Below are 20,484 nucleotides of genomic sequence, written 5' to 3'. Positions count from 1 at the left end.
ATGAACCTGTCGCGCCCCTTCATCACCCGCCCCGTCGCGACGACGCTGCTCGCGCTCGGCGTCGCGCTCGCGGGCCTGTTCGCGTTCATCAAGCTGCCGGTGTCGCCGCTGCCGCAGGTCGACTTTCCGACGATCTCGGTGCAGGCGTCGCTGCCGGGCGCGAGCCCGGAAACGGTCGCGACCAGCGTGACGAGCCCGCTGGAGCGGCACCTCGGCTCGATCGCGGACGTCTCCGAAATGACGTCGACGAGCACCGTCGGCAATGCGCGGATCATCCTGCAGTTCGGCCTGAACCGCGACATCGACGGCGCCGCGCGCGACGTGCAGGCCGCGATCAACGCGGCGCGCGCCGACCTGCCCGCCGCGCTGAAGAGCAATCCGACCTACCGCAAGGTCAACCCGGCCGATTCGCCGATCATGGTCGTGTCGCTGACCTCGGAGACGGCGTCGCCCGCGAAGGTGTACGACGCCGCGTCGACGGTGCTGCAGCAGTCGCTGTCGCAGATCGACGGAATCGGCCAGGTCACCGTGAGCGGCTCCGCGAACCCGGCCGTGCGCGTCGAGCTCGAGCCGCAGTCGCTGTTCCACTACGGGATCGGCCTCGAGGACGTGCGCGCGGCGCTGGCTTCCGCGAACGCCAATGCGCCGAAGGGCGCGATCGAGTTCGGCCCGCAGCGTTTCCAGCTCTATACGAACGACCAGGCGTCCCAGGCGTCGCAATACCGCGACCTCGTCGTCGCCTACCGCAACGGCTCGGCCGTGCGGCTGTCCGATCTGTCGGACGTCGTCGATTCGGTCGAGGATCTGCGCAACCTCGGCCTGTCGAACGGCAAGCGCGCGGTGCTCGTGATCCTCTACCGCTCGCCCGGCGCGAACATCATCGAGACGATCGACCGAGTGCGCGCGGCGCTGCCGCAGCTCACCGCGTCGCTGCCCGCCGACATCACGGTCACGCCGGTGCTCGACCGCTCGACTACCATCCGCGCATCGCTGAGGGATACCGAACACACGCTGCTGATCGCGGTCAGCCTCGTCGTGATGGTCGTGTTCCTGTTCCTGCGCAACTGGCGCGCGACGCTGATCCCGAGCGTCGCGGTGCCGATCTCGATCGTCGGCACGTTCGGCGCGATGTATCTGCTCGGCTTCTCGATCGACAACCTGTCGCTGATGGCGCTGATCGTCGCGACCGGCTTCGTCGTCGACGATGCGATCGTCGTGCTCGAGAACATCTCGCGGCACATCGAGAACGGCAAGCCGCGGATGCAGGCCGCGTTCGACGGCGCGCGCGAAGTCGGCTTCACGGTGCTGTCGATGAGCATCTCGCTCGTCGCGGTGTTCCTGCCGATCCTGCTGATGGGCGGAATCGTCGGGCGCCTGTTCCGCGAGTTCGCGCTGACGCTATCGCTCGCGATCGCCGTGTCGCTCGCGGTGTCGCTCACGGTCACGCCGATGATGTGCGCGCGCCTGTTGCCCGAACAGCACGACCCGCAAAGCGAGGGCCGCTTCGGGCGCTTCCTCGAACGCGGTTTCGCGCGCATGCAGCGCGGCTACGAGCGCTCGCTGTCGTGGGCGCTGCGCCGGCCGCTCCTGATCCTGCTGACGCTGTTCGCGACGATCGGGCTGAACGTCTACCTGTATATCGTCGTGCCGAAGGGCTTCTTTCCGCAGCAGGACACCGGGCTGATGATCGGCGGCATCCAGGCCGACCAGTCGACGTCGTTCCAGGCGATGAAGCTGAAATTCTCCGAGATGATGCGCATCGTGCAGGGCAACCCGAACGTGAAGAGCGTCGCGGGCTTCACCGGCGGCACGCAGACCAACTCGGGCTTCATGTTCGTCACGCTGAAGGACCGCACCGAGCGCAAGCTGTCGGCCGATCAGGTGATCCAGCAGTTGCGCCCGCGGCTGGCGGACGTGGCGGGCGCGCGCACGTTCCTGCAGGCGGCGCAGGACATCCGCGTCGGCGGCCGGCAGAGCAACGCGCAGTACCAGTTCACGCTGCTCGGCGATTCGAGCGCCGGCCTGTACAAGTGGGGGCCGATCCTGACCGAGGCGCTGCAGAAGCGCCCCGAACTGACCGACGTGAACTCCGACCAGCAGCAAGGCGGTCTCGAGGCGATGGTGACGATCGACCGCGCCACCGCCGCGCGGTTCGGCATCAAGCCCGCGCAGATCGACAACACGCTGTACGACGCGTTCGGCCAGCGCCAGGTCTCGACGATCTACAACCCGCTGAACCAGTACCACGTCGTGATGGAAGTCGCGCCGAAGTACTGGCAGAGCCCGGAGATGCTGAACCAGGTGTGGATCAGCACGTCGGGGGGCAGCGCGAACGGCTCGCAGACCACCAACGCAGCCGCCGGCACCTTCGTCGCGACCTCGGCCGGCACGTCGAGCGCCGGCACGGCCGCGCAGAGCGCCGCGGCGATCGCGTCCGATTCCGCGCGCAACCAGGCGCTCAATTCGATCGCGGCGAGCGGCAAGTCGAGCGCGTCGTCGGGCGCGTCGGTGTCGACCTCGAAGTCGACGATGATCCCGCTGTCGGCGATCGCGACGTTCGGGCCGAGCACGACGCCGCTGTCGGTCAACCACCAGGGGCTGTTCGTCGCGACCACGATCTCGTTCAACTTGCCGCCGGGCGTGTCGCTGTCGCAGGCGACACAGATCATCTATCAGACGATGGCGCAGATCGGCGTCCCGCCGACGATCGTCGGCAGCTTCCAGGGCACCGCGCAGGCGTTCCAGCAGTCGATGAACGATCAGCCGATCCTGATCCTCGCCGCGCTGCTGGCCGTCTACATCGTGCTCGGCATCCTGTACGAGAGCTACATCCACCCGATCACGATCCTGTCGACGCTGCCGTCGGCCGGCGTCGGCGCGCTGCTCGCGCTGCTGCTGTTCAAGACGGAGTTCAGCATCATCGCGCTGATCGGCGTGATCCTGCTGATCGGCATCGTGAAGAAGAACGCGATCATGATGGTCGACTTCGCGATCGACCAGACGCGCAATCACGGGAAGTCGTCGTTCGACGCGATCCACGAGGCGTGCCTGCTGCGCTTCCGCCCGATCATGATGACGACGATGGCGGCGCTGCTCGGCGCGCTGCCGCTCGCGTTCGGCAACGGCGACGGCGCCGAATTGCGCGCGCCGCTCGGGATCGCGATCGCCGGCGGCCTCGTCATGTCGCAGGTGCTGACGCTCTATACGACGCCAGTCGTCTACCTGTACATGGACCGGTTCCGCGTGTGGGCCGAGAAGCGCCGCAACCGCCGCGGCAATACCGGCGGGCCGGCGGTCGCGGGCGAGTGACGAACGCGGCTGCCCTTCCGAGTTGCCCCCCCCCAAGAGTTGGACATTATCCCGACCCTTGGGGGGCGTGAATGAACCGCCCGGATTTCCTGGACAGCGCCGAGCGTTAGTGTTTCTTTCGGCGGCCGTCTTTTGCGCTTTCTTTTGCGCTTGATTGCCGGGCTTGATTGCCAGCCGCAATCGGCTATCGTGTGTCCATGCCCACCGCCGCCCCGCCGCACGGGAACCCGCCATGAACGTCCAGCTCAACCACACGATCGTCTGGTGCCGCGACAAGCATGCGTCGAGCCGCTTTCTCACCGAACTGCTGGAATTGCCGCCGCCGACGCCGTTCGGCGCGATGCTGGTCGTCGCGCTCGACAATGGTGTGTCGCTCGATTTTTACGAACAGGCGGGCGAGATCCGGTCGCAGCATTACGCGTTCCTGATCGACGAAGCCGGCTTCGATCGCGTGCTCGCGCGCATTCGCGAACGCGGGCTGCCGCACTGGGCCGATCCGGCGAAGCGGCAACCCGGCGACATCTACCGCCACAACGACGGACGCGGCGTGTACTTCGACGATCCGGACGGTCACTTCCTCGAAGTGATGACTCAGCCGTATGGGCTGAACGGGTAGCGCGGCAGGCCGGCATTGCGCCGGCCCGGATGGCGCGGGTGTCGCCCGGTTGCGGACGAGACCCGGCCGATCGTCAGACTGTCGCCAACTGCCAGCTACCGTTACCCGGTTACTCGGCGGCAGCCGTCGTCTTGCGCGGACGGCGCGCACGCGGTGCCGCCTTGCGGGCCGGTTTCTTCGGCTTGGCGGCGGCCGGCGCTTCGGCAGCGCCTTCGGGCGTCGCGTCGAGCGGCGCCACGTCGTGCGACGATTGCACTGCCTCGTCCCGAGCGCCGGAAGCGCGAGGCGCCGGTTCGGCTGGCGCCACCGCGTGCCGCTCGTCATGCGCTGCGTCGCGATGCGACTCGTCCCCACGCTGGCCGGGCGCGTGCGCATCGCCACCGTGCGCCGCATCGCCCTGCGCAGCGGCGTCCGGCTTGCCGCCGGCGGAGCGATCGGCGCCCTTCGCGGCGGCGCCTTTCTTCGCGCCGGTCTTCTTCGCCGCGCTCTTGCGCGCACGCTTGCGGCCATCCTTCGCGTCGCCATGCGCTTCGGCCACGTCGGGCGTGTCGGGTGCGTCGGGTGTTTCGGCCGGCGTCGCATCGGCGAGCTCGGCAAACTCCGCGTCTTCCGCGTCATCCGCCTCGACCTGCACACTTTCGTGGACGACGGCTTGCGCGCGCTGCCCGCGACGGCGCGCCTCGCGGCCGGCCGGCACCGCCTCCGCCGCGCGCGTACCGTGGTGGCCGCCGTGGTGCGCCGCGCCGCCTTCACCCCCTGCGGCAACGTGCTCGGCTGCGGCCGACTGGCGAGCCCGCGACACGAACGCGCCCGACTTGTCGTCGCGCCCCACTTCGAGCAGCCCGCGCGCCTGCGCCTCGTCGAGCAGGTTGCCGAACGCGCGGAACCCGTAGTACGACTCGTTGAAATCCGGCTTGCGGCGCTTGATCGCGCTCTTGAGCACCGACGCCCAGATCTTGCCGACGTCGTCGCGCTCCGACGCGAGCGCGTCGAACGTCTCGACCGCCAGCGCGATCGCCTCGGCCTTGCGCGCTTCCATGTCGTGCTTGCGCGACGGCTCGTCCGGCCGCTTCGCGCCGCCGTTGCCCGCGCGCTGCTGCTGTTCGCGCTTCGCGAGCGCACGCTGCTGCTCGCGCACCAGGTCGTCGTAGAAGATGAATTCGTCGCAGTTCGCGACCAGCAGATCCGACGTCGATTTCTTCACGCCGACGCCGATCACCTTCTTCGCGTTCTCGCGCAGCTTCGACACGAGCGGCGAGAAATCCGAATCGCCGCTGATGATCACGAACGTATCGACGTGCGACTTCGTGTAGCAGAGGTCGAGCGCGTCGACGACGAGCCGGATGTCGGCCGAATTCTTGCCCGACTGGCGCACGTGCGGGATCTCGATCAGCTCGAAGCTCGCCTCGTGCATCGACGCCTTGAAGCCCTTGTAGCGATCCCAGTCGCAATAGGCCTTCTTCACGACGATGCTGCCTTTCAGCAGCAGGCGCTCCAGCACGGGCTTGATGTCGAATTTCTCGTACTTCGCATCGCGCACGCCGAGCGCGACGTTCTCGAAGTCGCAGAACACGGCCATGCTGACGTTGTCCAGGGGTAATGCCATGTGTACTCCAACCGGTGGGCCGCCGCGTTATTCACACGTAGCGGCGAAAAATGCATCGCGCACATGATAGCCGGTCGGCGCGTCATTCCCGCATCCGTGTGATTGACGTCCTCCTCTCCCTAAAGGGAGAGGGTTCCCACACCTGGCGATGCACGTCCGCATCGGAGAATGTTCAGCGCAGCGTTGGTATCTCGATCATGCAAGACACCACAGTCACTGCAGACCCACTCTCTTATTCTCAGTCCCGCGATACCTTTCGGCCGCGTCGTGCTGTCTTTCGATCCGCACGCCGAACAGGACTGGGTCGAACCGCTTTCGTCGACTTCCTCGAACGTGGCCCCGTGCGCGATCGCCTTGTAGCGGAGCTTGTTTCGGAAGGACGACCAGGATGCGTCGTAGACGCTCTTTGCCATCCTGGTTCTGGCAAGTTTGACGGCAGATACGTTGCCAACCGCGATGTAATCGAAGCGCCGCACCAGATCGAGCGCGAGCTTGTGTTGGAAATCGGCACGCGCATTCGCGACCTTGGCGTGCAGCTTCGCGATATGCCGCTTGTGCTTGTGCGCACGCTGCGCCTTCGCCAACCTTTCAGCCGCGCGCCGGCCAAACTGGTCATTGGGCAGCTTCTCGCCGGTCGAAAGTGTGGTGAAGTCTTTCAGGCCGAGATCGATGCCGACGCCGGAACGGATCGGGCGGGCCTGCACATCGGGCATCTCGATCACGATGTTGAGAAACCAGTTGCCGCGTGCATCCTGCGCGAAGTTGGTCCCGTCCTTGATCTTGCCTTCGGGAAGCGGTCGGCTGTTGAACACGCGAAAGGTGTTGCCCGCGAAACGGAACGCGTCGCCTTCGCGCTTCAGGTCACGCCCCTTCAGCGGCAACCAGCCCAGCGATTTCCTGCCGCGATAGCGCAGGTAGGGCCGACGGTGCTGGCTGCGCGACTTCGCGTATTGCTCGCACGTCGCGTTGACCGTGCCGGAGTGAATACCGAGTTCCTTGCTGCTGCCAGTCGTCAGCACGTTCAGGTCGAATCCCGTCGGCCACTTCTTGCCCCACTTGAGCGCGTGCTTCTGCGTGTCGTTGCAGAAGTTCCAGACGTAGTTCACCGCACGGCTCTGCTTGTTGAGCAGTCCGTTGAGCGATTTCACCCGGTAGCGATAGACAAGGATCATGCCGGCCATTTTAACGGTGGAATGCCGCTGTCAAACAGCGGCGCTCCTTTCCTCCCCGTCCTGAAGGACGGGGTTTCTCGGAGCAACTGATGAATGAACGCCGGTACGCCCGATGCCGGTACGCCCCTTATTACACCCCCGCCGCCGGGTCGATTCGACATTACACTTGAGTTATCGGTCGTCCGTCCCTATCTGGATGGATGACGCATCGAGCAAGGAGCGGTTTCATGACGACGAAGGTACTGCTGATTGGCGCGACCGGCCGGACGGGCCAGGCCTGCGCGGATCTGCTGCTGAAGCAGCCGGAGTTCGAGGTCACGGCGCTCGTGCGCCGGCACGGCTATGCGCTGGCGGGCGCACGGGTCGTCGAGGCCGATCTGACGAACGATTTCTCGCACGCGTTCCAGGGCATCACGCACGTGATCTACACGGCAGGCTCGGCGGAATCGGACGGTGCGACCGAAGAGGAGCAGGTCGACCGCGACGCGGTCGCCCGCGCGGCCGACTACGCGCTGGCCTACAACACGCAGAAGCTCGTGGTGGTCAGCTCGCTGTCCGCGTACCGGCCCGAGCAGGGCCCGGACGCGCTGCACCACTATTCGCAGATGAAGCGCGAAGGCGACGAGCGCGTGATCGCGTCGGGCGTCGACTATGTGATCCTGCGCCCGGGCCCGCTCACGGACGATCCGGGCGTCGGCAAGATCGCGCTGACCGACCGGTGGCTCGAGCCCGCGCCGCCCGTCTCGCGCCAGGATGTTGCATGGGCCGCGATCGAGGCGATCAAGCTCGGCATCTCGCGCAAGATCGTCGGCTTCGTCGGCGGCAGCGTGCCGATCGAACAGGCATTGCGCGCGTAACGGCCCGTCGCGCGCCTCCCGGAAGGGCGGCGCATGCCCGTGCCCGCGGCCCGCACGACGGGCCGTTTTCACGTGCGGGGCAGCCGCTTACTGCTTCGGATGCGCGTCGGCCCACGCCTTCACGGCGGCGAGCGTGTTCTCGACGTGCTTGTCGGGCGACAGGCTCGTGTATTCGTAGAGAACCTTCCCTTCCGGCGAAATCACATAGGACACGCGGTTGGCCCGGTCGAGCGCCGGCAGCTTCGCGTCGTATTCGCGGATGATCTTCGCGTCCGGGTCGGCCGCCACCGGGAACTTGCTGCGGCACTCGCTCACCGAGAACTTCGTCAGCGTGTCGATGTTGTCGGCCGACACGCCGATCACCGTCGCGCCGTAAGCCTTGTAACGGTCGACCGCGTCCGCGAACGCATGCGCCTCGATCGTGCAGCCCTTCGTGAACGCCGCCGGATAGAAATACAGCACGACCGGCCCCTGCTTCAGTGCGTCCGCGAGCGAGTACGTGTAAGTCTTGCCGCCCAGCGACGCCTGCGTCGTGAAATCGGGCGCCGCGGCGCCCGGCCTCAGTTCCGCCTGCGCCAGCAGCGCATGGCCGGCCACCAGCGCCGCCATGGCGCCCAGCAACAGTTTTCGCTTCATCTGCGTCCTCATTTCTTATAAAGTCGGCCTCGATGCAGGCCATTCAGGTGTTCGCCTGTCGAACGCCTGCCTCGTTGATCCGGACCGCGGCAGCGCCGCCTGCGGCCGGCCCGTTAAAGATTTCTGACAGTCTGCCGTTATTCCTTCCGGACAACCGGTTCCAGCCCTTCACGTCAGCGAGAAACATGGAAGCCAACAGGAAACAGACGTCACGCAAGGGCTCCTGGCGCAGCGCCTTGCATACGCTGCGACGCTTCGCTCGGTCGGGCGGCGCGCTGATGCCCGCGCGCGCCGTCGCGCCGCGCCGCGACGACTCCGTGCGCAACTGGCTGGAACAGACGGTCGGCACGGTGGATTTCCTCGCCCACGTCGACCGCGAGCTGCGCTTTCTGTACGTGTCCGACGCCAGCCTGCGCTTCATCGGCTACCACCGCGACTATCTGCATACGCTGACGCTGCGCGACCTGATCGCCGAACAGGATACCCCGGCGCTCGAAGGCCTGCTTGCACGCGCCGCCCGTTCCGGCCAGGTCGAGAAGGCGACGATGTGCATCGTCAAGTCGCTCACCTACCCGCTGGACGTCGAGATCCGCGCGTTCAAGAGCCGCCACCACGGCGTCGACGGCTTCGCGATCGCGGCGTTCGACGTGTCGTCGTGGCGCGCGCTCGAGGCTCGCCTGACGTACGAAATGCACCACGACCCGATGACGGGGCTCGACAACCTGTCCGCGCTCGTGCCGGCGCTGATGGCCGCGCAGCAGACGGCCGACGAGAGCGGCACCTGCGCGGCGCTGCTGCTGCTCGACCTCGACGACTACCAGCGGATCAACCGCGCGCTCGGCTACGACGCCGGTGACATGCTGCTGCGCGAGACCGCACAGCGGCTGAAGGCGCTCGTCACGCCGAACGAGCGGCTCGCGCGCGTCGCGAGCGACAAGTTCGCGGTCGTGCTGGGCGCAGCGGACCGCGCGCAGGCGAGCCATGCCGCCGATGCGCTCGCGCGCCGGCTGCAGGCCGCGGTGCGCGAGCCCTATGTATTCCAGGGGCAGACCGTGCACCTGTCCGCGAGCATCGGCATCGCGCTCTATCCCGACGAACGTGCCGCACCGCACCGGGCGCAGCATCACAGCCCGCTGCTGCGCCGCGCCGACCACGCGCTCGCGCAGGCGAAGGCATCGGGCGGCAACGCGCTCGCGTTCCATGCGCCCGTCGACGATCCGGCCGACGCCGAACGGCTCAAGCTCGAGGCGGATCTGTACGACGGCGTGCGCAACGGCGAGTTTTCGCTCCATTTCCAGCCGATCACGCGCAGCCAGTCGGGCGCGGTGGTCGGCGTCGAGGCACTGATCCGCTGGCGCCATCCGGTGCACGGCCTCGTGCCGCCGGCCACCTTCATCCCGCTCGCCGAATCGATCGGCCTGATCAACTACCTCGGCAACTGGGTGCTCAAGGCCGCGTGCATGCAGCTCGTCGCGTGGGACGGCCAGGGGCTCGCGCTGCAATACGTGGCGGTCAACGTGTCGCCGCAGCAGTTCCGCGACCCGCGCTTCACGCAGAGCGTGCGCGAGGCGATCGCGCTGACCGGCATCGACCCGCGCCGCATCGTGCTCGAAATCACCGAAAGCCTGCTGATGCACGATCCCGCGCACGCGAAAATCCTGCTCGAGGAACTGACCGGTCTCGGCATCCGCTTCGCGATCGACGATTTCGGCACCGGCTATTCGAGCCTCGCCTATCTGCAGCGTTTCCCGCTCGCGAAGCTGAAGATCGACCGCAGTTTCGTCGAGAACCTGCTGACGTCGCGCAACGACCGCGCGATCGTGTCCGCGGTGGTCGGCCTCGCGCAGACACTGGATCTCGAGCTCGTTGCCGAAGGCGTCGAGACCGAGGCGCAGCGCGCGCTGCTGTCGGAGATGGGCTGCAATCACATCCAGGGCTGGCTCGTCTGCCAGGCGCTGCCGTCCGAGGAGCTCGCGCGGCGCTTCGAGGCGCAGCAGCTGCACCTGCACGCCGCCGCCTGACGCGCGCGGCGAACCGAACAGATCCGTATGTCAACCACCGAATACCTGCCCCGCACCGCGCTGCTCGACAAGCTGTGGGCCCGGATGAACGAACGGGGCGATTTCCCGCTGCTGTCGGAATCGCTGCGCGCGACGATGGCCGCGATGAAGAACGACGACCTCGACTTCACCGCGCTCGTGCGCGTCGTGCTGTCGGACTTCGCGCTCACGCAGAAAGTGCTGCGGCTCGCGAACTCCGCGATGTACATGGCGTTCGGCGGCAACATCACCACCGTGACCCGCGCACTGATGGTGCTCGGCATGGACGCCGTCGGCCATCTCGTCGTCGGGTTGAAGCTCGTCGACCATTTCCATCAGAGCACGCCGCGGCGCATCGACGCGAAGCTGGCGCTGAACCGCGCGCTGCTGTCCGGCTGCGTCGCGCGCAAGCTCACCGAGCGCGCCGAACTGCGCTCGGGCGAGGAAGCCGTCGTCTGCACGCTGATGCGCCAGGTCGGCAAGCTGCTGGTGGTCTGCTATCTCGACAACGAATGGGATCACATCCGCCGCCGCGCGGCCGAGTTGAACGGCGACGAATCGGCCGCCTGCGTCGACGTGCTCGGCGTCGGCTTCGACGAGATCGGTCTCGAAGCCGCCGCGCGCTGGCGGCTGCCCGACGTGATCCGCGCGGGGATGGCCAACGGAGATCACGCGGCGCACGCCGACGCGTTCGACGACGACGGCGACGCCCGCCACGCGGGCCCGGCGGCAGACGACGGCCCGGCCGATCGCGGCCCGGCCGACCGCATCCGCTGGCTGCGCGCGGTGAGCCGCTGCTCGACCGACGTCGCCGGCGCGCTCGTCATGCCCGCGAGCCCGCAGCGCGACGCGCGCATCGCGGCGCTCGCGCAGCACTACGGCGCGGAGCTCGACATGGAATCCGACGCGCTCGTCGAGATCGCCGAACGGCTCGCGCGCGAGGAAGCGAGCGACACCGTGATGCGCGAGATCGTCGAGCTGCGCGCGAACGCCGATGCGATCGCACGCGCGCAGGCCGCGCCCGAGGCCTGCCTCGAAGCCGGTCTGGCCGACCTGCGCGCGCTGCCGTCCGAGCACGTGCTGACGCCGGTGCTCGCGCTCGCGTCGGAAAGCCTGCTGGCCGGCCTCGCGTTCACGCGCACCGTGATGTTCGTGCGTCACGACGACGGTACGTTCGCCGCGCGCCTGGGCTTCGGCCCCGGCGTCGACACGGCGCTCGACCGGCTGCGCTTCGACGAACGCTTCGAGCCGGACGTGTTTCATCTCGCGATCTCGAACTCGGTCGGCATCTTCATCGAGCAGGCGCAGGAGCCGAAGATGATGAAGCGCCTGCCCGCGTGGTATCTCGATGCGTTCGACGACACGCGCGCATTCGTGCTGCTGCCCGTGCGCGTCGGCACGACGAGCGTCGCGCTGCTGTACGGCGACTGGGCCGGCGCGCAACCCGCACGCAAGATCTCGCAGCAGGAGATGGCCGTGCTCAACGAACTCGCGCGCGAGCTGGGGCGGTTCTTTCCCGCGCAGCCAGGCTGACGGCCGGCGCGCGTCCGGCGTTTTCGCTCCCCAAAAGAAAAACCCGGCCGCATCAGCGGCCGGGTTTTCTTTACAACAGCGTGCGCTCGAGCGATGCGCTTACTTGAGCGTGACGGGCACGCTGAAGTACTTCTTCGCGAGGTTGTCGATCGTGCCGTCGGCCTTCAGTTCCTTCAGCGCCTGATCGAGCGCGGTCTTCAGTGCCGCGTCGTTCTTGCGCAGGCCGAAGCCGACGCCCGAGCCGAGGATCTCGGTGTCGCTGACCGTGCCGCCCGCGAACGCGAAGCCCTGGCCTTGTGGCTTCGTCAGGAAGCCCTTCGAGCCGGCTTCCGAATCCTGGAAGGTCGCGTCGAGACGGCCCGACTTCAGGTCGGCGTACGCCAGATCCTGCGTCTGGTACGGCACGACTTCAACACCGGCCGGCGCCCACTTCTTCTTTGCATACGCTTCCTGGATCGTGCCCTGCAGCACGCCGACGCGCTTGCCCTTCAGCGATTGCGGGGTCGGCAGCAGGCCGCTGCCCTGCTTCGCGATCAGCTGGTTCGGAATCGTGTAGATCGGATCGGTGAATGCGATCGCGTGCTTGCGCTGCTCGGTGATCGTCATGTCCGAGTTGATCGCGTCGAACTTGCGCGCCTGCAGCGCCGGGATCAGGCCGTCGAAGTCGTTCTCGACCCACACGCACTTGGTCTTCAGCTTCGCGCACACCGCGTTGCCGATGTCGATGTCGAAGCCGGTCAGCTTGCCGTCGGGCGTCTTGTATTCGAACGGTGCGTACGAGGCCTCGACGCCGAACCGGATCTCCTTCAGATCCGCGGCAAACGCGCTGCCTGCCGCCATCGCCGATGCCGCCACCACCGCATGCGCGGCCACTTTACGCCAATCCAACTTCATCAGGTGTTCTCCTCGATACTCGAATGTTCCGGAACTACGGGCGCATGCATCATTGCAGGGTCGGATGACACCGACAATGCCGATGCCGCGCCGTGATGCGGCGCAACAGCCGCAAGGCCGCGATTGTACCAATCCGCGCGACCCGATATGGCAAAGCGGCCACCGATATGCAATGCTGCGCTGCGCGTCCGGGAGCCGCCACGCGCCCCGTCGAACTCGCAAGACGGTGTCGCAAATACGCAAGCGTGGCGCGTGCGCCGGCCGTGCGGCGGGCGGGTGTTATCGCAAAAAATGAATAGACCGCGAGACGATGCGCGGACTGCGAGTCGCCGCAGCCCGCACGATCGCACCCTGATCAGACGAGTGCGGCCAGCGTGTCGCGCGTCGTATCGACGACGAGCAGGCCCGCGCGCAGGCCGGGCTTCACGGTCGGGTTCGGAAACACGATGCGTTCCTCGTCGTGCTTCACCGTGTAGCGGTAGTCGCCGTCCTGCGCGAGCACGGTGCCGCGCGTGAACGCGGTGAAGTTCGCGACGTCGGCCGCGACGAACAGCTCGAGCGCGTCGCTCTGCTTCGTGATCTGGTCGATGACGGTGAACACGCGCGGCAACGTGGCGCCGCCTTCCGCCCGCCCACCCGACACGAGCTTGCGCACCGCGCGGTCGGCCGGCGCGAAGCGCGTCAGGTCGTTCTGGCCGAACGGACGCACCTTGCCGAGCTCCAGCGTGCACGCGAGCGCGCCGCAATGCTCGGCCGTGAAATGCGAATACGTGTTGCCCTTCGCCGTATGCAGCAGCACGGCCGCGATGCGTGCATCGCCGAGCCATTCGACCATCGCGCGCGTGGGCGGCGTGCCCGTGTGCGGCAGCAGCGCGAACTGTTCGAACACCGATGCGCGAATCGCCGTGTGCATGTCGATATGCCAGCGTGCGCTGCCCGCCGGCGCCGCCCCGAAGAACGCGGATGCCGCCGCTTCGAGCTGCGCGGCGCGCGGCGCTTCGCGACTCGCGGGCACCTGCGCGTGACGGCCGCTGAACAGGCGGTTCAGGTCATCGTCGAGATAGCGTTCGCCCGCGCGCATCGCCGGCACGTTGCCGAGCACGACGAGCAGCCGGCACGCGAGCGGCAGCGCACCCGCCACGAGGTCGCGCGCGAGCATCGACAGCAGCTCGATCGGCGCGGTCTCGTCGCCATGCACGCCGGCCGACACGAGCACGCTCGCGCGCGCCGCGGCGTCGGTCGCCGCCGGTTCGAACGCGAGCAGCCCGTCGCCGAGCCATTGCCAGCGCACCGCGCCGCCCGCGCAGGCGCCGTCCCGTTCGGCCGGCGCGTCACCAGCGAGCGTGAACGCCAGAAAATCGTCGAGCAACGCGGCGGCCGGCATCCGTGCCTCAGCGCTGGAAGTCATACAGCGAACCGACGCGCAGGATCTGCGTAAGCTCGTCGAGCGCCGTACGCGACTCGTCGAGCAGCGCCGGATCGGCGAGGTCTTCCGGTGCGAGGCGGTCACGATAGTGCTTGTCGATCCACGCGTCGAGCGACGCGAACAGCGTGTCGTTGATCCACACGTTCGACGTGACGGCCGCGCGCTCGGCGTCGTTCAGCACGACGCGCAGGCGCAGGCACGCCGGGCCGCCGCCATTCTTCATGCTTTCGCGCAGGTCGAACACGAGCACGTCGTGAATCGGGCCGTTGCCGGCCGCCAGCTGGTCGAGATAGGCGGCGACCCGCGCGTTCTCGCGGCATTCCTGCGGCACGACGAGCACCTGCGAACCATCCGCGCGCGACAACAGCTGGCTGTTGAACAGGTAGGACGTCACCGCGTCGTTCACGCTCACCGCCGCGTCGGGCACCTCGATCACGTTCAGGCGCGCACCGCGCGCGTCGAGCGCGGCGGTCAGCGTGTCGTAGATCGCCTGCTTGTTGACGAACGCGCGTTCGTGCGTGAACAGCGTGTCGCGGTTGCCGACCGAGATCACGTCGTTGTGGAACACGCCCGCGTCGATCACGTCCGGGTCCTGCTGCGCGTACACCGTCGCTTCCTCTGCGAGCCCGTGGCGATGCGCGACCGCGCGGCTCGCCTCGAAGGTCTGACGTGCCGGGAAGCGCTTCGGCTCGGGGCCGCGACGGTATTCGGCGCGGCCGTACACGAAGAATTCGATGCCCGGCTTGCCGTATTCCGCGCAGAAGCGCGTATGGTTCGCCGCGCCTTCGTCGCCGAGCGCCGGCGTGCCGGTCAGCGCTTCGTGCACCGCGAAGTGCGTGGGGTCCGCGAACAGCGTCGACAGCGTGCGGCGCGTCGCTTCGTGCTCGATCGCGCGATGCAGCTTGCTGCACAGGTTCGCCGGCGTGAAGTGCACGCGGCCGTCGCTGGTATCCGCCGACGGGCTGACGGTGGCCGCGTTCGCGGTCCACATCGCCGACGCCGAGCTCGCCGCGGCGAGCAATTCGGGCGCCTGCTTCGCGGCCTTCGCGATCACGTCCGCGTCCTTGCCGGAGAAGCCGAGCTCGCGCAACAGGCGCAGCGACGGCCGCTCCTGCGGCGGCAGCACGCCTTGCGCGAAACCGAGATCCGCGAGCTGCTTCATCTTGCGCAGCCCCTGCTTCGCGGCGGCCTTCGGGTTCGCGGCCGACTTCTCGTTGTTGAGCGACGCCACGTTGCCGAACGACAGCCCGGCGTAGTTGTGGGTCGGGCCGACGAGCCCGTCGAAATTGGCTTCTTGTGCGTTCATCGTCGTTCCCTCGATCAGAAATGCAGGCCCGGCGACAGGCTCGCGGGCAAAGTCAGTTGCGTGCTTTCCACCGACGCCATCGGGTACGCGCAATAGTCGGCCGCGTAGTACGCGCTCGGGCGATGGTTGCCCGAGCGGCCCGTGCCGCCGAACGGCGCGGCGGACGATGCGCCATTGGTCGGCCGGTTCCAGTTGACGATCCCGGCGCGGATCGTGCGGCGGAAGTGCTCCCACACCTTCGCGTCGTCGGCCAAGAGGCCGGCGGACAGGCCGAACGCCGTGTCGTTCGCGCGCTCGATCGCCTCATCGAACGTCGCGTAGCGGACGACCTGCGCGAGCGGGCCGAAATGCTCTTCGTCGGGCAGGTTCGCGACGCCCGTCACGTCGACGATCGCCGCATTCACGAAGCCGAGGCGCGGATCGCGCTGCGCCATCGCGACGATCGGCTTCGCGCCCTGCTCGACCAGGCGCGCCTGCGCATCGACCAGCTTCGCGGCCGCGCGTGCCGAGATCACCGCGCCCATGAACGGCTGCGGATCGGCGTCGAACACGTCGGCGGTGATCTTCGACGTGACGTCTGCGAAGCGCGCGAGGAAGCGGTCGCCGAACGCGCCCTGCGGCACGAAGATGCGGCGCGCGCACGTGCAGCGCTGGCCGGCCGACAGGAACGCCGACTGGATCGTGTGATGCACGGCCGCGTCGATGTCCTCGACTTCGCCGATCACGAGCGGGTTGTTGCCGCCCATCTCGAGCGCGAGCACGATCTCCGGACGGCCGCCGAACTGCTTGTGCAGCAGCGTGCCCGTATCGGAACTGCCGGTGAAGAACAGCCCGTCGATCTGCCGATGGTTCGCGAGCGCGATGCCGGTGTCCTTCTCGCCCTGCACGAGGTTCAGCACGCCGGCCGGCAACCCGGCTTCCTGCCACACCTCGACCGTCGCGCGCGCGACGCCCGGCGCAAGCTCCGACGGCTTGAACACGACCGTGTTGCCGGCGATCAGCGCCGGCACGATATGACCGTTCGGCAAGTGGCCGGGGAAGTTGTACGGGCCGAACACCGCGACGACGCCGTGCGGGCGGTGACGCAGCACCGCGACGCCGTCGGCCATGTCCTGACGCTTCTCGCCGGTGCGTTCCTGATACGCCTGGATCGAGATGCCGACCTTCGCGGCCATCGATGCGACTTCGGTGCGCGCTTCCCACAGCGGTTTGCCCGTCTCGCGGCCGATCGCGGTCGCGATCGCTTCCTTGCGCTCGGTGAGCAACGCGGCGAAGCGCTTGACGATTTCGCAGCGCGCTTCGAAGTCGAGCGCCGACCAGCCGGCGAACGCGCGACGTGCGCTCGCGACCGCACGGTCGACGTCGGCCGCCGACGCGCTCTCGCCCTGCCAGGCGACGGCGTCGGTGCCGGGGTTGCGCGAAGCGAAGACGGGGCCCGAGCCTGCGACCCAGGCGCCGTCGATGAAGAGTTCCGTCATGATTCGTTTATCCCTGTTTGACTTTGAGCGGCAGTACGCGGACCGGATCGCCGGCCTTCACGTCGAGCGCGACGGCATCGTCGGCCGACAGCACGAACGCGCCGTTCGCGACCACGCCCGGCGCGACGCCGACGCGGAAATCGCCCAGCGACGTGTTCGACACGAGCGACCGGGGGGCGTCGTCCCGCGCGTCGGGCACGCCGATCGCGACCGGTACGACGACGCTCTCGCGCACCGTGCGCAGGTCGTTGACGTGGCATTCGAGCACCGGGCCCGCGTCGAAGATGTCGACGTGGTTCTGGTAGCGCAGCCCTTCCGCTTCGAGCATCTTGCGGGCCGGCAGCGTGTCGCGGTGCGTGAGGCCCACCGCGTCCTGCGCGTCCTGCGGCAGCAGGTCGACGTACACCGGATAGCGCGGCATCAGTTCCGCGAGGAACGACTTGCGGCCGTGCGAGCTGAGGTAATCGGCCGCGTTGAAGTCGATCTGGTAGAAGTGCGAACCGACCGCGCGCCAGAACGGCGACGTGCCGTCCTCGTCGAAGTGGCCGCGCAGTTCCGCGCAGATGCGTTCCGGAAAGCGGTCGCGGAACTGCGCGATGAACATGAAGCGCGAGCGCGACAGCAGGCCGCCGACGCCGCCCGTGCGATAGCGCGGGCTCAGGAACAGCGAGCACACTTCCGCGTAGCCCGTCAGGTCGTGCGAGATGTTCAGCGCGGACATCCGCGTCCACACGCCGAGCTCCTGGCTCGCATGCACGACCGTGCTCACGCGGTAGTTGTAGAACGGCTGCTCGAGGCCGACCTGCGTTTCGATTCCGCACACGCCCGCGATGTCGCCCGTCTTCGATTCTTCCATCACGAAGAAGTAGCCGGCTTCGCCTGGCGCGGCCCGGCCTTCGAGCGTGCGGCGCGAGCGTTCGATGCGCGCGGCGAGCGCGTCGCGGTCGGGCTTGAACGTGGTCAGGCCCGGCCCGGTTTCCTGCGCGAGCGACACGAGCGCGTCGACGTCGCCCGTTTGTACGACCCGAACGACGATCATGCTGCGTCTCCCTTCAAATCTTCCTCGTCGCGGCGGTGCAGCGGCACGCAGCGCACGACATCGCCGTCCTTCACGTCGAGCGCCGCGCGCACGTCGCCGGCCAGCGGCGCCTCGGCGCCGCCCGCATCGGCCGTGTCGCCCGGCAGGTCGGCCAGCACGCAGCGGAACGATTCGCCGCTGCCGGTCGACACCATGTACGCGACGTCGCCCTGCTGGTGCGCGGCCTCGCGCACGACGCGCTCCGACGCCTGCTTCACGCACGCGGTACGGTCGACCTGCGCGGTCAGCACCGGGCCCGCGTCGAAGATGTCGACGAAGCGGTCGGGCTCGAAGCCTTCCTCGAGATGGATGTCGTACGCGAGCAACGCCGTTTCGTTCGGCTCGCCGAGCACGCGCTGCGCGGCTTCGGGCAACAGCGGCACGTAGAGCGGATAGGCCGGCATCACTTCCGCGATGAACGTGCGGCTGCGGCCGCCCGACGCGATGTCGACGTCGGTGAAGTCACGGCCGAAGAACTTGCGGCCCACCGCTTCCCAGAACGGCGATGCGCCGTTGCCGTCGCTCACGCCGAGCAGCAGCGTGAACACTTCCGGCGTGAAGCGGCGGCGGTTCGCGGCGATGTACATCATCCGGGCGCGCGAGATCAGGTGCGCGGCCGCGTCGCCGCGCAGCGACGGATCGACGTAGAAGCCCGCGAGCCGGCTCTTGCCGGTCAGCTCGTGCGACATCGTGAGCGCGTGGATCTTGCGGTTCACGTGCAGCTCGCGCGACGCGTGGATCAGCGCGTCGTTGCGGAACGCGTAGAACGGCTCCGAGTAGCCGGCCGCGGCCACGATGCTCGCCGTGCCGAGCAGCTTGCCGGTCGACGAATCCTCGAGCACGAAGAGGTAAAACTCCTCGCCGGCGAAGTCGACGTCCGCGCGAAACGAATCCTCGGAGAGCGCCACACGCGCTTCGAGCGCCGCGCGGTCGTGCGGCAGCGAGTGCAGGACCGGCTGCGCGGTGCGCGCCATGTGCGCGAGCGCATCGAGATCCGTGAGTTTGCCGGGGCGAACAAATAGCATCGTCGTTCCTGTCTGCGATGGGCGCGCCGATCAGCGCGCGGTGGCTTCCTGGGCCGCGAGCACTTGTTCGACCGCTTTCTCGAAGCGCTTCACGCCTTCGTCGAGCAGGTCGAACGGGATCACCAGCGACGGGACGAAGCGCAGCACGTTCGGGCCGGCGATCAGCATGATCAGGCCGTTCTCGGCGGCCGCGGTGACGAAGTCCTTCGCGCGGCCGTCGAATGCGGCGGTGAGTTCCGCGCCGACCAGCAGGCCCTTGCCGCGCACGTCCTTGAAGATGCCGAAGCGTGCGTTGATGCGTTCCAGCGCGCCCTTCAGGCGCACGCTGCGTTCGCGCACGCCTTCGAGCAGCGCCGGGTCGCCGATCAGTTCGACGACCTTGTCCGCGATTGCCGATGCGAGCGGATTGCCGCCATACGTCGTGCCGTGCACGCCGACCTTGAAGTGCGCGGCCAGTTCGTTCGTCGTCAGCATCGCACCGATCGGGAAGCCGTTGCCGAGCGCCTTCGCGGTCGTCAGGATGTCCGGCGTGACGCCCGTGTCCATGTAGGCGTAGAACTGGCCGGTGCGGCCCACGCCCGTTTGCACTTCATCGAAAATCAGCAGTGCGCCGTTGGCGTCGCACGCTTCGCGCAGTGCCTTCAGGAACGCCGGATCGGCCGGGATCACGCCGCCTTCGCCTTGCACCGGCTCGACGATCACGGCGCAGGTTTTCGGGCCGATCGCGGCCTTCGCGGCTTCGATGTCGTTGAACGGCAGGTGCTTGATGCCTTCCGGCACCGGGCCGAAGCCTTCCGAGTACTTCGGCTGACCGCCGGCGCTGACCGTGAAGAACGTGCGGCCGTGGAACGACTGCACGAACGACACGATTTCGTATTTGTCCGCGCCATGGCGGTCGAACGCGACGCGGCGTGCGAGCTTCAGTGCGGCTTCGTTCGCTTCCGCGCCCGAGTTCGCGAAGAACGCGCGATCGGCGAAGGTCAGCGATTCCAGGCGCTTTGCGAGACGCAGCACCGGTTCGTTCGTGTAGCCGTTGCCGATGTGCCAGAGCTTGCGGCCTTGTTCGTCCAGCACCTTCAGCAGTTCCGGGTGGCCGTGGCCGAGTGACGTGACCGCGATGCCGCACGCGAAATCGATGTACTCGCGGCCGGCCGTGTCCCACACGCGGGAGCCCTCTGCGCGATCCGGCACGAACGGGGCGGGAGAAAATACCGGCACCATCACTTCGTCGAATGTCTGGCGGGTCACGGTCGAGGTCGTCATGGTCGTTCCTTTCGGTTTCGTAAGAGGGTTCAATAGGATCAAGTTTAGGTAAGGGTGACGCAAGCGTCTTGCGGAATTGCGACGGGTTCTATCGGAAGGTTTTGGTTTTGTCCTTTAGGGCCGGGGGGCGGCTACGCCGTGTCGGTATTTTGGGGCTTTTTCCTGTCTTGTCTGTGGCTTGCTTCCGGTGTCGTGAAGCACCTGTGATCGTGTCGGTCTATTGGCGTCGCCCCTGCGCGGGGCAGC

Annotated in this window: 15 protein-coding genes; 5 read left to right on the top strand and 10 right to left on the bottom strand. The window is 67.7% G+C overall.

Features of this window, described 5'->3' with window-relative positions; translation table 11 throughout:
• Both JMF86_RS05595 and JMF86_RS05590 read left to right on the top strand, forming a co-directional pair.
• Complete coding sequence (locus JMF86_RS05595; protein WP_011694234.1) at positions 1–3,309, top strand: efflux RND transporter permease subunit; 3,309 nt, start codon at positions 1–3, stop codon at positions 3,307–3,309.
• A 232-nt stretch (positions 3,310–3,541) separates the two neighbouring features.
• Positions 3,542–3,925 (top strand): VOC family protein, encoded by a 384-nt coding sequence (locus tag JMF86_RS05590; protein WP_011544998.1) that lies wholly within the window; start codon positions 3,542–3,544, stop codon positions 3,923–3,925.
• A 109-nt stretch (positions 3,926–4,034) separates the two neighbouring features.
• Here the strand turns inward: JMF86_RS05590 and JMF86_RS05585 are convergent, their stop codons facing one another.
• Both JMF86_RS05585 and JMF86_RS05580 read right to left on the bottom strand, forming a co-directional pair.
• A complete protein-coding gene (locus tag JMF86_RS05585; protein WP_011544997.1) occupies positions 4,035–5,531 on the bottom strand; it encodes an NYN domain-containing protein in 1,497 nt (498 codons plus the stop codon).
• Positions 5,532–5,650: 119 nt separating this feature from the next.
• Complete coding sequence (locus JMF86_RS05580) at positions 5,651–6,703, bottom strand: RNA-guided endonuclease TnpB family protein (protein ID WP_041489291.1); 1,053 nt, start codon at positions 6,701–6,703, stop codon at positions 5,651–5,653.
• 227 nt (positions 6,704–6,930) lie between these two features.
• On the opposite strand from JMF86_RS05580, the gene JMF86_RS05575 reads away from it, so the two are divergent.
• A complete protein-coding gene (locus JMF86_RS05575; protein WP_006476432.1) occupies positions 6,931–7,560 on the top strand; it encodes an SDR family oxidoreductase in 630 nt (209 codons plus the stop codon).
• Positions 7,561–7,647: 87 nt separating this feature from the next.
• Here the strand turns inward: JMF86_RS05575 and JMF86_RS05570 are convergent, their stop codons facing one another.
• Entirely contained in the window at positions 7,648–8,196 is a 549-nt protein-coding gene (locus JMF86_RS05570; RefSeq protein WP_011544995.1) for a peroxiredoxin, read from the bottom strand.
• A 278-nt stretch (positions 8,197–8,474) separates the two neighbouring features.
• On the opposite strand from JMF86_RS05570, the gene cdpA reads away from it, so the two are divergent.
• On the top strand, positions 8,475–10,217 hold the full coding sequence (gene cdpA, locus JMF86_RS05565) for a cyclic di-GMP phosphodiesterase CdpA (RefSeq protein WP_193759616.1): 1,743 nt from the start codon (positions 8,475–8,477) through the stop codon (positions 10,215–10,217).
• A 27-nt stretch (positions 10,218–10,244) separates the two neighbouring features.
• Complete coding sequence (locus JMF86_RS05560) at positions 10,245–11,768, top strand: HDOD domain-containing protein (RefSeq protein ID WP_011544993.1); 1,524 nt, start codon at positions 10,245–10,247, stop codon at positions 11,766–11,768.
• Between the two features lie 99 nt (positions 11,769–11,867).
• Here the strand turns inward: JMF86_RS05560 and JMF86_RS05555 are convergent, their stop codons facing one another.
• From JMF86_RS05555 to JMF86_RS05525, 7 genes are all read right to left on the bottom strand, one after another.
• Positions 11,868–12,662: an ABC transporter substrate-binding protein gene (locus tag JMF86_RS05555; RefSeq protein WP_011544992.1), complete on the bottom strand. Its 795-nt coding sequence runs from the start codon at positions 12,660–12,662 to the stop codon at positions 11,868–11,870.
• Between the two features lie 355 nt (positions 12,663–13,017).
• Positions 13,018–14,046 (bottom strand): succinylglutamate desuccinylase, encoded by a 1,029-nt coding sequence (astE, locus tag JMF86_RS05550; protein ID WP_011544990.1) that lies wholly within the window; start codon positions 14,044–14,046, stop codon positions 13,018–13,020.
• Positions 14,047–14,053: 7 nt separating this feature from the next.
• Positions 14,054–15,394: an N-succinylarginine dihydrolase gene (gene astB / locus JMF86_RS05545; RefSeq protein WP_011544989.1), complete on the bottom strand. Its 1,341-nt coding sequence runs from the start codon at positions 15,392–15,394 to the stop codon at positions 14,054–14,056.
• Positions 15,395–15,408: 14 nt separating this feature from the next.
• Positions 15,409–16,872, bottom strand: coding sequence for a succinylglutamate-semialdehyde dehydrogenase (astD, locus tag JMF86_RS05540; RefSeq protein WP_011544988.1), 1,464 nt, complete (start codon positions 16,870–16,872; stop codon positions 15,409–15,411).
• Between the two features lie 7 nt (positions 16,873–16,879).
• A complete protein-coding gene (astA, locus tag JMF86_RS05535) occupies positions 16,880–17,911 on the bottom strand; it encodes an arginine N-succinyltransferase (protein ID WP_011544987.1) in 1,032 nt (343 codons plus the stop codon).
• A complete protein-coding gene (gene aruF / locus JMF86_RS05530; RefSeq protein WP_011544986.1) occupies positions 17,908–18,975 on the bottom strand; it encodes an arginine/ornithine succinyltransferase subunit alpha in 1,068 nt (355 codons plus the stop codon). Before aruF ends, astA begins: the two co-directional genes overlap by 4 nt.
• Before the next feature lie 30 nt (positions 18,976–19,005).
• Entirely contained in the window at positions 19,006–20,238 is a 1,233-nt protein-coding gene (locus tag JMF86_RS05525) for an aspartate aminotransferase family protein (protein ID WP_011694233.1), read from the bottom strand.
• Positions 20,239–20,484 lie beyond the last annotated feature (246 nt).

It is taken from the genome of Burkholderia sp. E168m15, assembly GCF_016586105.1.
GTDB lineage: Bacteria > Pseudomonadota > Gammaproteobacteria > Burkholderiales > Burkholderiaceae > Burkholderia > Burkholderia orbicola.
This window is presented reverse-complemented; position numbering and strand designations above follow the sequence as displayed.

Bases quoted from the DNA above. Each gene is read 5' to 3' on its own strand.
- JMF86_RS05595 (WP_011694234.1), top strand. From the start codon at position 1: ATGAACCTGTCGCGCCCCTTCATCACCCGCCCCGTCGCGACGACGCTG.
- JMF86_RS05590 (WP_011544998.1), top strand. From the start codon at position 3,542: ATGAACGTCCAGCTCAACCACACGATCGTCTGGTGCCGCGACAAGCAT.
- JMF86_RS05585 (WP_011544997.1), bottom strand. From the start codon at position 5,531: ATGGCATTACCCCTGGACAACGTCAGCATGGCCGTGTTCTGCGACTTC.
- JMF86_RS05580 (WP_041489291.1), bottom strand. From the start codon at position 6,703: ATGATCCTTGTCTATCGCTACCGGGTGAAATCGCTCAACGGACTGCTC.
- JMF86_RS05575 (WP_006476432.1), top strand. From the start codon at position 6,931: ATGACGACGAAGGTACTGCTGATTGGCGCGACCGGCCGGACGGGCCAG.
- JMF86_RS05570 (WP_011544995.1), bottom strand. From the start codon at position 8,196: ATGAAGCGAAAACTGTTGCTGGGCGCCATGGCGGCGCTGGTGGCCGGC.
- cdpA (WP_193759616.1), top strand. From the start codon at position 8,475: ATGCCCGCGCGCGCCGTCGCGCCGCGCCGCGACGACTCCGTGCGCAAC.
- JMF86_RS05560 (WP_011544993.1), top strand. From the start codon at position 10,245: ATGTCAACCACCGAATACCTGCCCCGCACCGCGCTGCTCGACAAGCTG.
- JMF86_RS05555 (WP_011544992.1), bottom strand. From the start codon at position 12,662: ATGAAGTTGGATTGGCGTAAAGTGGCCGCGCATGCGGTGGTGGCGGCA.
- astE (WP_011544990.1), bottom strand. From the start codon at position 14,046: ATGCCGGCCGCCGCGTTGCTCGACGATTTTCTGGCGTTCACGCTCGCT.
- astB (WP_011544989.1), bottom strand. From the start codon at position 15,394: ATGAACGCACAAGAAGCCAATTTCGACGGGCTCGTCGGCCCGACCCAC.
- astD (WP_011544988.1), bottom strand. From the start codon at position 16,872: ATGACGGAACTCTTCATCGACGGCGCCTGGGTCGCAGGCTCGGGCCCC.
- astA (WP_011544987.1), bottom strand. From the start codon at position 17,911: ATGATCGTCGTTCGGGTCGTACAAACGGGCGACGTCGACGCGCTCGTG.
- aruF (WP_011544986.1), bottom strand. From the start codon at position 18,975: ATGCTATTTGTTCGCCCCGGCAAACTCACGGATCTCGATGCGCTCGCG.
- JMF86_RS05525 (WP_011694233.1), bottom strand. From the start codon at position 20,238: ATGACGACCTCGACCGTGACCCGCCAGACATTCGACGAAGTGATGGTG.